The organism is Rhizobacter sp. P2_D12, assembly GCF_056404395.1.
This window is the reverse complement of the sequence record NZ_JBFUEB010000154.1, coordinates 1-10,833: the sequence shown is the minus strand read 5'-3', so window position 1 is coordinate 10,833 and position 10,833 is coordinate 1. Positions and strand designations below refer to the sequence as shown.

Annotated in this window: 8 protein-coding genes; all 8 read right to left on the bottom strand. The window is 66.0% G+C overall.

Annotated features, from left to right (window positions below; all coding sequences use genetic code 11):
• On the bottom strand, positions 1-1,172 hold a 1,172-nt coding region (locus AC1DYN_RS29675), incomplete at its 3' end, for a phosphoethanolamine transferase (RefSeq protein WP_477965895.1).
• 52 nt (positions 1,173-1,224) lie between these two features.
• Entirely contained in the window at positions 1,225-2,862 is a 1,638-nt protein-coding gene (locus AC1DYN_RS29670) for a response regulator (RefSeq protein WP_477965893.1), read from the bottom strand.
• 42 nt (positions 2,863-2,904) lie between these two features.
• The gene (gene dnaJ / locus AC1DYN_RS29665) at positions 2,905-4,062 is read right to left on the bottom strand and encodes a molecular chaperone DnaJ (RefSeq protein ID WP_477965891.1); all 1,158 of its coding nucleotides are present in this window, start codon (positions 4,060-4,062) and stop codon (positions 2,905-2,907) included.
• Between the two features lie 75 nt (positions 4,063-4,137).
• On the bottom strand, positions 4,138-6,093 hold the full coding sequence (gene dnaK / locus AC1DYN_RS29660; protein WP_477965889.1) for a molecular chaperone DnaK: 1,956 nt from the start codon (positions 6,091-6,093) through the stop codon (positions 4,138-4,140).
• Positions 6,094-6,177: 84 nt separating this feature from the next.
• Entirely contained in the window at positions 6,178-6,702 is a 525-nt protein-coding gene (grpE, locus tag AC1DYN_RS29655) for a nucleotide exchange factor GrpE (RefSeq protein WP_477965887.1), read from the bottom strand.
• A gap of 184 nt (positions 6,703-6,886) precedes the next feature.
• Positions 6,887-7,327 (bottom strand): RNA-binding S4 domain-containing protein, encoded by a 441-nt coding sequence (locus tag AC1DYN_RS29650; protein WP_477965885.1) that lies wholly within the window; start codon positions 7,325-7,327, stop codon positions 6,887-6,889.
• 55 nt (positions 7,328-7,382) lie between these two features.
• On the bottom strand, positions 7,383-8,780 hold the full coding sequence (locus tag AC1DYN_RS29645) for a sensor histidine kinase (RefSeq protein ID WP_477965883.1): 1,398 nt from the start codon (positions 8,778-8,780) through the stop codon (positions 7,383-7,385).
• A 467-nt stretch (positions 8,781-9,247) separates the two neighbouring features.
• Complete coding sequence (locus AC1DYN_RS29640) at positions 9,248-9,751, bottom strand: hypothetical protein (RefSeq protein WP_477965881.1); 504 nt, start codon at positions 9,749-9,751, stop codon at positions 9,248-9,250.
• Positions 9,752-10,833: the final 1,082 nt, after the last annotated feature.

Genomic DNA, 10,833 nt, shown 5'->3' with positions numbered 1-10,833 from the left:
CGGGCGCGGCGCTCGGCCGGCAGCGCGGCAAGGCGCTGGTCCAGGCCGTGCAGCAGCGCTTCGTCCAGGCACTCGCCGCCGTCGCACAGGCCGGCCGGCAGCGGCGCGGCACCGGGCGCGAGGCGCCAGGCGTCGTCGTGCGGCACGCGGTCGCACAGGCCCTTGCAGCCGGCCTGGTTGTCCAGCCACAGCACCGCGAGGCCGGCGCGCTGCAGCACGTCGAGCACGTTCTCGTAGTCCTTGTCGCGTGCCTCGAAGGCCTGCTTGCCGAGGGTCGAGAACATGCACGGCAGCGAGGTCGCGGTGCTGGTGCCGCAGGACGTCACCTGCGTGTAGCTGGCCACGCCCTTCGTCGCGAGGCCCGGGTTGGTCGCGCGTTCGTAGCCGTTGAGGGCAAAGTGATCGGCGCGCGCCGTCTCGCCGACCACCAGCAGCAGCAGGCGCGGCTTCGCGCCGGGGGCCGGCGCCGCGAGCGCCACGTCGGTGCCGACCGCGGTCGGCGGGCCGGCCGGTCGGGCGTTGGCATCGCGCGCCAGCGCCACCAGCGCATAGAACGAGTTCAGCGGGTTGATCAGGTAGCGCAGCGAGGTGTGGGTGCGCATGGTCGACGCGAGGTCGGCGAAGGACGCGGCGGCCACCGCGACCAGCAGCACCAGGATCCCCGCCAGGCCCAGCGCATTGCGGCCCAGCTGCCGCCACGCACCGGGCGCCTGCAGCGGCCGGCGCCACAGCCAGGCCATCGGCAGCACGGCCAGCACCAGCACGGTGAGCGCCATGCGCAGGCTCAGCAGGTCGCGCGTCTCGCGCATGTCGGTCTGCAGCACGTTGGTCATCATGCTGCTGTCGATGACGACGTTGTAGGTGCCCATGAAGTGGGCGCCGAAAGCCGCGGCGAACAGGAAGATGCCGATCGCGAGCTTGATGCTCCAGCGCCAGGCCGCCAGGGTCAGCACCAGGGCCGTCAGGCCCGCGACGATGACGCCGAAGGCCGCGATGAAGAGGGCGCCGCGGCCGCCTTGCATCTCGGGCAGCGCGTGCAGCGCGCGCCACAGCGGCCAGTTGGCCAGCAGCGCGATCCACAGGCTGGCCAGGAGGGCGAGCGTCAGCGGGTTCCAGGACGAAGGGCGGTTGCCGGGAGGAAAGAGTGCTCGGTTGCGTCGGCCAATCTGCATGGCGCGATTGTGCCGGCAGTCGTTGCCGTGCGGTCCCGGATCGGCATCCGGGCTACACGCTGCTGCTCTCGCGCAGGCTCAGCGCGCCGGCCTGGCGCGTGCCGACCTGTCCRAGTGCCGGCAACGCGGCGCCGCCGAACCTCTGCCGCAGCGCGTCCACCTGCTGCTGCAACGGCCCGGCATCGGCGATCCTGCCCTCGTGCCGCTGCAAGGTCATGCGCGCCATCTCGATCAGCTTGCTGTTCAAGGTGCGCTCGCCTTGCGCCACCAGCATCTGCACCGCCGTCCGGTGGTTGCCGGCCAGCGTGTGCGTCACCGCCTGCTCGGCCATCTCGTTGATGCGCAACTGCGCATCGCGCACCCGCTGCGCATGCGGCGGGTGGCCCGAAGCGGTGCGCGCCAGCAGCTCGGCCAGGCCCTTGGCGCTCGCGAAGCGCAGGGCCAGCGCGTCGACCCAGTCGTCCGCACCGTCCAGCCTCAGCTCGGCTGCGGTCAACTCCGACAGCAGGCTCAGGATGTTGCAGGCGGCCTCGACGTCGAGCGACGGCTCGCGCAGGTCGCGCACGATGTCCTTCACCGCGGCCACCACCGCGCCCACCTGCTTCTGCAGCATCAGGTGGAACACCTCGACCACCGCCGCGAAGCGCTGCAGCCGGCGGCTTTGCGGCGCCTTCTCCAGGGCGCCGCGCAGGTTGTCGCGGCAGCGCTGCAGCCCCTTGGCGTCGCGCTGGTGGAAGCGCGTGAAGGCCAGCAGCACCAGCGTCTGGAAGTCGAACATCTTCGAGCTGAGGCCCGCCGTCGCGGCCCGCTCCAGCGTGCGCGCCGCCTCGTCGTGGTCGCCCAGGTAGAAGGCCAGCATGCCCTGCTTCTGCAGCCGGCTGATCGAGCCCGGCGTCAGCGCGCTGGCGCGGCGGTAGGTCTCCAGCGCCTGCTGCAGGTCGCCTTGCTCGACCTGCACCCGGCCCATCACGTCGTAGGCGTCGGCAAAGCTCGGGTGGTCGCCGATCAGGCTTTCGAGCGTGCGCATCGCCGGGCCGTTCTGGCCCGCATCGAGCTGCGAGCGCGCAATGCCCAGCTTGGCCCACGGGATCGCGCCGGTCTGCTGCACCGCCTCGTACATCTGCCGTGCCTCGTGGTGCTTGCCCACGCGCAGCAGCAGTTCCGAGCCGATGCGCGCGGCGTACAGCCAGTAGGGACCACGCTGCATGAAGCGCTGTGCGCACAGCGCGGCCGCCTGCTCGAACTCGTTCGCCTCGATGGCGTTGAAGATGTCGGCCAGCGACTTCTTGCGCTTGCGCGCCTGCATCAGCCGCTCGCCGAGCGCGGTCGCGGTGTGCGGCTTCAGCAGGTAGCTGTCGAGCGCCGATTCGGCGGCATCCGCCACCAGCGTGTACGAGGCCTCGCCGGTGACGATGATGAAGACGGTGGACAGCGGCAGCAGCTGGCTGCGCCGCAGGTCGTCGAGCAGGTTCTGCCCGGAATAGCCGGTGGCGCTGAAGCTGTGCTCGCACAGCACCACGTCGAACGGCCGTGCCTCGAGCTGCTTGCGGGCGTCTTCGATGCGCCCGCACTGCGTGACCGTGCCCACGCCGAAGTCTCGCAACTGGGCGGTCAGGATGCTGCGCGACGTCGGGTTCGGGTCGATGACCATCGCCCGGCACTGCGCGATATCTCGGTCAAGCGGGGCCATCCCACGGATATCGGTTCCGTCGGATGGCCGCTTGAGCGCGGATTACTTGAACAAATCCTTCACATGGTCGGTCCAGCTCTTGGCATTCGGCGAATGCTTGCCGCCCGATTTGTTGAACGATTCGTCCAGTTCCTTCAGCAGCTTGCGCTGGTGCTCGGTCAGCTTGACCGGCGTCTCGACGCTGATGTGGCAGTACAGGTCGCCGGGGTAGGTGGAGCGCACGCCCTTGATCCCCTTGCCGCGCAGCCGGAAGGTCTTGCCGTGCTGCGTGCCCTCGGGCAGGTCGATCTCGGCCTTGCCGCCCAGCGTCGGCACCTCGATGCCGCCGCCCAGCGCCGCCAGCGTCAGGCCCACCGGCACGGTGCAGTGCAGGTCGTCGCCGTCGCGCTCGAAGATCTCGTGCTGCTTGATGCGGATCTCGATGTACAGGTCGCCGGCCGGGCCGCCGTTGGTGCCGGGCTCGCCGTTGCCGGCCGAGCGGATGCGCATGCCCTCGTTGATGCCGGCGGGGATCTTCACCTCCAGCGTCTTGTTCTTCTTGATCTTGCCCTGGCCATGGCAGGTCAGGCACGGCTCGGGGATGATCTTGCCGGTGCCGTGGCAGTGCGGGCAGGTCTGCTGGATGCTGAAGAAGCCCTGGCGCATGTGCACCGTGCCGGCGCCGTTGCAACTCGGGCAGGTCTTGGCGCTGGTGCCGGGCTTGGCGCCGCTGCCGTGGCAGGTCTCGCACTCTTCCCAGCTCGGGATGCGGATCTGCGTCTCCTTGCCGCGCGCCGCCTCTTCGAGCGTGATTTCCATCGCGTAGCTCAGGTCGCTGCCGCGGAACACCTGCTGGCCGCCGCCACCGCCGCCGCGGCGCTGGCCGCCGGCCCCGCCGAAGATGTCGCCGAAGATGTCGCCGAAGGCCTCGGCAAAGCCGCCGAAGCCTTCCGCGCCCGGGCCGCCCGGACGGAAGCCGCCGCTGTTCGGGTCGACGCCGGCATGGCCATATTGGTCGTAGGCCGCGCGCTTCTGCGCATCGGACAGCATTTCATAGGCTTCCTTGGCCTCCTTGAACTGCTCCTCCGATTTCTTCGCGCCATCACCCTGGTTGCGGTCCGGGTGGTGCTTCATGGCCAGCTTGCGGTAGGCCTTCTTGATGTCGTCCTCGGAGGCGTTCTTCGCGACGCCGAGGATCTCGTAATAGTCACGCTTTGCCATGGTGCTCGTGCTTGAAATGCAAAGCCCCCGTGGGCCGGTCAGGACTCACGGGGGTGTGTGGAGGCCGGGACGCGCTTACTTCTGGTCCTTCACTTCCTTGAACTCGGCGTCGACCACATTGTCGTCGGCCGGCTTGGACGAGGCGGCCTCCGCATGCGGTGCCTCTGCACCCGCACCGGCACCCGCGCCGGCCGCGGCCTGGGCCGCCTGCGCATCGGCATAGACCTTCTCGCCCAGCTTCTGGCTGGCCGTCATCAGCGCCTCGCTCTTGGCCTCGATGGCCGCCTTGTCGTCGCCCTTCAGCGCTTCCTCGGCGTCCTTCAGCGCGGACTCGATCTTCTCCTTCTCGCCGGCGTCGAGCTTCTCGCCATGCTCGGCCAGCGACTTGCGCACGCTGTGCACCAGCGCATCCGCCTGGTTGCGGGCCTGCACCAGCTCCAGCTTCTTCTTGTCCTCGGCGGCGTTCAGCTCGGCGTCCTTCACCATCTGCTGGATCTCGGCCTCGGAGAGGCCGGAGTTCGCCTTGATGGTGATCTTGTTTTCCTTGCCGGTGCCCTTGTCCTTGGCGCCGACGTGCAGGATGCCGTTCGCGTCGATATCGAAGCTGACCTCGATCTGCGGCGTGCCGCGCGGCGACGGCGGGATGCCTTCGAGGTTGAACTCGCCCAGGCTCTTGTTGCCCGAGGCCATCTCGCGCTCGCCCTGGTACACCTTGATCGTCACGGCCGGCTGGTTGTCGTCGGCGGTCGAGAAGGTCTGTGCGAACTTGGTCGGGATGGTCGTGTTCTTCGCGATCATCTTCGTCATCACGCCGCCCAGCGTCTCGATGCCCAGCGACAGCGGGGTCACGTCGAGCAGCAGCACGTCCTTGCGGTCGCCGGCCAGCACCTGGCCCTGGATCGCGGCACCGACGGCCACGGCCTCGTCGGGGTTGACGTCCTTGCGCGGCTCCTTGCCGAAGAACTCCTTGACCTTCTCCTGCACCTTGGGCATGCGGGTCATGCCGCCCACCAGGATCACGTCGTCGATGGTGTTGACCGCGACGCCGGCATCCTTGATGGCGGTGCGGCACGGCGCGATCGTGCGCTCGATCAGGTCCTCGACCAGCGCCTCGAGCTTGGCACGCGTGAGCTTGATGTTCAGGTGCTTCGGGCCCGAGGCATCGGCCGTCACGTAGGGCAGGTTGATGTCGGTCTGCGCGCTGTTCGACAGCTCGATCTTCGCCTTCTCGGCCGCTTCCTTCAGGCGCTGCAGCGCGAGCACGTCCTTCGACAGGTCGACGCCTTGCTCCTTCTTGAACTCGGTGATGATGTAGTCGATGATGCGCTGGTCGAAGTCTTCGCCGCCCAGGAAGGTGTCGCCGTTGGTCGACAGCACCTCGAACTGCTTCTCGCCGTCGACGTCGGCGATCTCGATGATCGACACGTCGAAGGTGCCGCCGCCCAGGTCATAGACGGCGATCTTGCGGTCGCCCTTCTCGTTCTTGTCGAGGCCGAAGGCCAGCGCGGCCGCGGTCGGCTCGTTGATGATGCGCTTGACGTCCAGGCCGGCGATGCGGCCGGCGTCCTTGGTGGCCTGGCGCTGCGCGTCGTTGAAGTACGCCGGCACCGTGATCACGGCCTCGGTCACCGCTTCGCCCAGGTAGTCCTCGGCGGTCTTCTTCATCTTGCGCAGCACCTCGGCGCTGACCTGCGGCGGCGCGAGCTTCTGGCCGCGCACTTCGACCCAGGCGTCGCCGTTGTCGGCCTGCGCGATCTTRTAGGGCATCAGGTCGATGTCCTTCTGCACTTCCTTCTCGGTGAACTTGCGGCCGATCAKGCGCTTCACCGCATACAGCGTGTTGCGCGGGTTGGTGACGGCCTGGCGCTTGGCAGAAGCACCGACGAGGATCTCGCCATCTTCCTGGTAGGCAATGATCGACGGCGTGGTGCGCGCACCCTCGCTGTTCTCGATCACCTTGGTGGTGTTGCCTTCCATGATGGCCACGCACGAGTTCGTGGTGCCGAGGTCGATGCCGATGATTTTTGCCATGTGGTTCTCCTGAATGCGGGAAATCTTGATGTGTTCGAGTTGTGGATAAGTCGGGCCTTTTCAAGGGGCCGGGCTTGTGGATGGCTACTTCGGCGCAGCCACCGTGACGAGCGCYGGGCGCAGCACCCGGTCGGCGATCAGGTAGCCCTTCTGCAGCACCGCGACCACCGTGTTGGCCTCCTGCTCGGCCGGCACCATGCTGATCGCCTGGTGCTGGTGCGGGTCGAACTTCGTCGATGCCGGCGGGTTGATCTCGAGCACCTTGTTGCGCTCGAGCGCGGCGGCCAGCTGGCGCAGCGTGGCGTGCACGCCTTCGAGCAGCTGTTCGGGCGTCGCGGCCTGGATCGCGATGGCGGCCTCGAGGCTGTCCTTCACCGGCAGCAGGCTGTCGGCGAAGTTCTCGACCGCGTACTTGCGGGCCTTCGCGATCTCTTCCTCGGAGCGGCGGCGGATGTTCTCGGTCTCGGCCTTGGCGCGCAGGTAGGCGTCCGACATCTCCGCCAGGCGGGCTTCCAGGTTCGGTTCGGCCGGCGTGGCGGGCGCGGCGTTCAGGCCCTCGGCGGGTGTCTCAAGTCCTTGATCTTGCGAAGAATTTTCCGGATTTTGCATGGGTGGATCCTGTCGAATGGCGCGCATATGGGCGCATTGCCCCGGGTTTCAAGAGGGGTTTCAAAAATAATGCAGGGCCTGTCCTTCAAGGCACGTGGGTCCGCACGAACGAATCGCAAGCAGATGAACCTCCAGCGACCGCCATGGATCCGGCGTTTCCGGGCCACCAGCGGTGGGGAGCGCGTCAGCGCTTCGGGGGGGAGTCCATCTCTGCGCTCCAGCGGTTCCAGTCGGCCAGCTGGCGGCGGTCGCGCTTGGTCGGGCGCCCTTGCTCGATGGTCAACGCCGGCTCGGCGGCCAGCTTGCGCTGGCGCAAGGTCTCGTCGCGGCGCGCGATGCTTTCGGCCGTCTCCTCGTACAGCGCCTGGGCCGCCGGTGCGCCGCCGCGCACGTGGCTCAGGCCCAGCACGACGATGCTGCGCGTGAGCGGCCCCTGGCGAAGCTCAAGCACGTCGCCCGGTTTCAGCTCGCGCGCCGGCTTGGCGGCCTGGCCGTTGACGCTGATGCGGCCCTTGTCGATCTCCTGGGTCGCGAGGCTGCGGGTCTTGAAGAAGCGGGCGGCCCACAGCCATTTGTCGAGCCGCACGCCGGCGTGGGCGGGGGCCGTGTCGGAAACCTTTGCCATGGGTGGAACGGGGAGGGCGGCCTGCGCTGTGGATGAGCCGACAGTGTAGGCAGATTCAGCCGGTCTTCACCCCCGTCACGGGTCGAAACCTGACCCACGCATCCAGGCCGACCACGTGCTCGTCCTCCTCGCGGTTGACCAGCTCGATCGTCGCGCCCAGCGAGCGGCAGATCTCGCGGCAGATCGACAGCCCCAGGCCGCTGCCTTCGGACGGGTGCCCGGAGTGGAAGGGCTCGAACAGGCGCTCGCGCAGTTCGGGCGCGATGCCGGGCCCGCTGTCGCGCACCAGCAGCTCGCCCGCGCCGACGCGCAGCAGCAGGGTGCCGCGCCGCGGCGTCGCGCGGATCGCGTTGTGCAGCAGGTTGCGCAGCAGCTCGCGCACCATCCATGCGTGGCCGTGCACCTCGCTGGTCTCGGACTGCAGCTCGAAGTCGATCTTTTTCTCGCCGAGCAGCGGCGACAGGTCGAGCGCCACCTCCTGGGCCAGCTCGGCCAGCTCGGCGGTCACCGGCTCGGCATGGCCCTGCACCTGCTCCACCTTCGCCAAGGCGAGCATCTGGTTGGCCAGCCGGATCGCGCGGTCGACCGTCGCATGCAGGCCCGGCAGCGCCAGGTGCGCCTCGGTGCTGGACTYGGAGTCCAGTGCCGTCTGCACCTGCGTCTTCAGCACCGCCAGCGGCGTGCGCAGCTGGTGCGAGGCGTCGCGCACGAACTGGCGCTGGTGCTCATGCAGGCGCTGCAGGCGCTGCATCAGGTGGTTCACTGCGGCGGCCAGCGGCGTCAACTCGAGTGGCAGCCCCTGCGACTCGACCGGAGACAGGTCGCGGTCGCTGCGCGACTCCAGCTGCTGGCGCAGGGTCTCCATCGGCCGCAGCGCCTTCGCGACCACGAGCCAGGTGATCATCGCAACCACCATCACCAGGATCGACTGGCGCGACAAGGTCTCGCTCAGGATCTGGCGTGCCAGGCGCTTGCGCACCTCGAGCGTCTCGGCCACCTGCACCAGCGCGACGCCGCGCGAGTCGGGGCCGGCCACCGGCTGGTACAGCGCGGCGATACGCACCGGCTCGCCGCGGAACTCGCCGTCGTAGAAGTCGACCAGTGCGTCGTAGGCGCTGCGCTGCGGCGGCGTGCGATCGTAGGTGGGGAAGTCGGCATAGCCGGACAGGAACTCGCCGTGGAAGCCGCTGACGCGGTACATCATCCGCGCGTCGCCGTTGTCCAGCATCTCGAGCGCGTTGTACGGCAGCTCGACGCGCAGGCCGTTCTTGTCGGCGCTGAGCAGCTCGCCGATGGTGCGCGCCGAGCTGAGCAGCGTGCGGTCGTAGGCCAGCGTGATGGCGTCGAGCGCGCGCCCGTAAAGGCTCACGGTGTCAAACGCGATGAAGGCGGAGACCGGCAGGATGATCCAGAGGATCAGGCGGCGCTTCAGGGAGTAGGTTGTTGTCGTCATTTCTGGCTCGTCGCTGTCGTACGCCAACGCGCACCGGCCGTGGGAGCTGTCCGAGGCTGAGGCCGCCGCCATCCAGCCTCAACGCTGCCGACGAGCTGAATCGATGATCGTTTCGATGCGGGGCAAAGCGGCCGAACCGGCCATCCAGGGGAGTCCGGAGAATACAGCTCCCTTGTGAAGGCGTAGCAGTTGGCCAGTCTCGTTCAGGGAGCCGTCGATCCACTGCACAGCGGACTCCGGTCATCACTTCCATCGAACCGAGTCGACGAGCGCATCCATGTGCGGGAGTCCGACCGCAGGTCCTTCCCAGGAAAGGGGCAAGAACGCAATTCCGTCCTGCGAGCAAAGAACTCTCGCTGCATACCGAGGCAGGTTTTTGCGAGTCTGTAGCAACCCAGTGACCACGCGCGCTCTGCCAAGCACTGATTCATGCAAGAGTCCGGTTTTGGCGCTGTTGGTATAACCCTCTATTGTCTCCATCGGACGGACTGGATCGTCCGTTCAAATTCTGGCGAGAGTTCCTCTATGGGCGTTCTTGACATCAGATTCACAAAGACAATTCCTTTGCTTGAGCAAAGCACGCGCGCCTTGGCTTGAACATCTCCGGTCTCGCCGGGGATGACTCCCGTCGCGCCGAAATCGATGCTCCCGTCCGGATGCGACGTCTGTGTGTACTCAACATGACCCCCACTCGCTGAAAAGATGAAGTAGGCGTCGCGAATCTTTCTTTGTTCACAGGGCGTCGCGCAAGCGGGATCCATTCTCTCGCAGGCTTGCACGTTGAGCAATGGCAATCCGAGGTTGGGGTCTGGGCTTGCTGTCAGGCCGTCGCCTTCGGTGCTGATGTGCCACGTGCGCGGGAATTCAAAGGAGACGTTGCCCACGTTCGACGTACTCGCACAGGAGATCAGCAAGGCCGCTGCCAAGAGGGTGGTCACCGTTGAAGGGATTTCGTGGTTCGAGATATTCATTTTGGGTTCGTCGTGGGAGCTGTCGCGGTAGCTTCATCATCACCGTGCCTCTTGTTCGCAGCGTGCGGATCTTGGGAAGAAGCAAGAAGCAAGAACCAGAATGCGAAGGCGACGAGATCGATGACAACCACACCGATTGGTTGTGCAACATTGGCGGGGACCCACGTGAGAACAATGTCGTAGGCGTAGAACTACCACACAACGCCGAACGGAACTGTCCATATCAGATGCAACCATCCTGTAACGATTGATGTATCACCGCCCTGGAATGTGAGGACCCTGAGCAGGGCTGCTCCAGCCAATCAGAAGGTGACATGAGGCTTCGACGCACTCTTCATTATCGAACCTCGCAACTTCAGTCCATCCAAGTCAGCGGGGTGCCTTGAAGGTGCGTAACCTTCGAGTTCTTGTGCTACTTGTGCCAGTTGTGATTCGGCGTCATGCTGTTCGAAATCGTCATGAGCAGGAGCATCACTGGATGCCTCGGCCAAAAAAGAAATCATTTCATCGGTGTTCTCATCAGCCCTCAAGGTTGCCACCGGACGGAGCCGACGATGGCCTCGATGCGGGGCCTCTCGACGGAATCCGCCTCCCAAGCAACAGAGATGAATACGATTCCTCTTTGCGAGCAGAGAACTCTTGAGGATATTTTTACAGATATTCCATCAGCGAGAAAGTCTCCATCCACTCCGAACTCAGCACTGCCGTCAGATCGCATTCGCTGTGAGGACTCAAATTTACCTCCCGCTGCAAAGAAGAAGTAGTTATTTTCTATTTTTTCTGCGTCGCATGGTGTCGCGCAATTCGCGTTGACTCTCTCACACGTCTGAACTTCTATCCGTGGCAATGTCACTGAGGAACTCGGTTTTGCAAGCAAGGTTCCTCCCTCAATGGTCACGACCCATTCTTTTGGGGCACTCAAATGCAGGTTCCCAACGGTGACAGGGGTGCCATCCTGAGGGCTGCTTGCACATGAGGAAAGGCCCACACATAGTGAGGCGATCAGGGATTTGAGAAGTGGCGCCATTCTTGTTCCTTAAATAGTCCAGACATTCACCTCATTGCGCAGGTCTTTGAGGCGG